Consider the following 1,614-nt stretch of genomic DNA (forward strand, 5'->3'; position numbering starts at 1 on the left):
GTTGACGAGATCGGTGACCTCTCCCTCGCTGGCGTAGCCCATCTGCACGATGCGCGTGCCTGCCTCGACGAGCCGGCGCAGGACCGCCTTCTCGGCGACGATCGTCGCGTAGTACCCGGCGTTCGCCGCGGTGGGCACGATCGAGGTCAGGGTGTGCAGGTAGTCGGCGCCGCCGGCACGCTGCAGCTCGCCGGTCTTGATCAGTTCGTCGGTGACCGCGACGACGTCGGTCGGCTCGCCGTGCGAGTAGAGCGTGAGGATCGCCTCGAAAATGAGCTCGTGCTTCGGGATGTAGAAATCCGTGCCTCGCAGGCTCTCGATGACATCGGCGACCGCGTCCTTCGACAGCAGCATGCCGCCCAGCGCGCTCTGCTCGGCCAGCAGGTCGTGGGGCGGCGTGCGCTCGAACTCGCGGGGTGACCCCAGACGGTCCTCAGAGATGTCAGCAATCGACATAGGCGTACGTCCTCCATACATCGATCGGGTGCCAGAACCGGCGCGCAACAGGAATCCCGGCGGGCCGCACCCCACGCTATGGAGGGGGTCGGACACCTGCAACACGGCCTGTGGATAACTCTGTGGAAAGACTGCGCGAAACGCCGCTGAGCCTGTGAACAACCGCTGTGGATAAAGTCACCCCCGCCGCGGACTTTCGAGGCAGAAACCGCCTTTGATCAGGAAGTGCTGTTTCCACATGTTGTGGAGGAGTTGTGGGTTGAAGTGTCACTTGAAGGTTGTGGACTCCGGGGCCACCTGTGTACAACTGCGCACCGACTCGAGCCGCGGAAACACGCGAAATCGGGGTCTGTTTCGCACAACTGTGGACACACACTCATGACGGCGGTATCGTCGGGGATCCAGGCACCCTCAAGAGCGTTCATCAAAGCAGACGGACGTGACGCTACTCGTCGTGGGAGGTGAAATGGACACCGCATCTGCACACCGTCTGGGCACATTGCCCCGGCTCGCGCTGATCGGAGCCGGTGTCGCATTCGCCTGGTTGGGATTCTCCCTCACCCTCGGACTCGGTTCGGCCGGCGCGCAGGCTGTCGACTCGTCCGATGACGAGCGCGGCTTGCTGGGTGCCGTCACGAGCCTGGTCGATGAGACCGCTGGCGCCGTGACCAATACCGTCAACAGCGCGACCTCCACGGTGACAGAAGTGGTCGAGCACGTCGTCGAGAAGGCCCCCGCGCCCGTTCAGGCGCCGGTGCAGAAGGTGGTCGAGCCCGTCAAGCAGGTCGTGCAAACTGTCACGAAGCCGGTCAACCAGGTCGTCGAAAGCGGTGTCGTCGAGCAGGTCACGACGCCCGTCGTCGACGTCGTCGAAACCGTCACCACGCCGGTCGCGGAGGTCGTCGAGACCGTCACCGACCCGGTCGTCGATACCATCACCGACGTGCCGATCGTGGGCGACGTGGTCACCGAACTCGGCGTCGACACGGTCGTCTCCGAGCTCGACGATGTTGTCGCCGGCGCACCCGGGGCCGTCACCGACGTGACCCAGACGGCCGATCGCACCCTCGGCGACGTGGTCGGCACGGCGGAGACCGCCGTCGACGGGCTGCCTGGCGGCACACCGGTCGTTCCGGATGCGGTTCCGCCCGTCGGCCC

2 protein-coding genes are annotated in these 1,614 nt (G+C 65.5%); one reads left to right on the forward strand and one right to left on the reverse strand.

The window, feature by feature from the left end:
* On the reverse strand, positions 1–456 hold a 456-nt coding region (locus WBQ44_RS00415; RefSeq protein ID WP_495564761.1), incomplete at its 3' end, for a DnaB-like helicase N-terminal domain-containing protein.
* A gap of 466 nt (positions 457–922) precedes the next feature.
* Here WBQ44_RS00415 and WBQ44_RS00420 point away from each other — a divergent pair.
* The coding region (locus WBQ44_RS00420) for a hypothetical protein (RefSeq protein WP_495564762.1) at positions 923–1,614 on the forward strand (692 nt) is incomplete at its 3' end.

Origin of the sequence: Rhodococcus sp. (in: high G+C Gram-positive bacteria) (assembly GCF_049591685.1) — a bacterium.
Classification (GTDB): domain Bacteria; phylum Actinomycetota; class Actinomycetes; order Mycobacteriales; family Mycobacteriaceae; genus Rhodococcoides.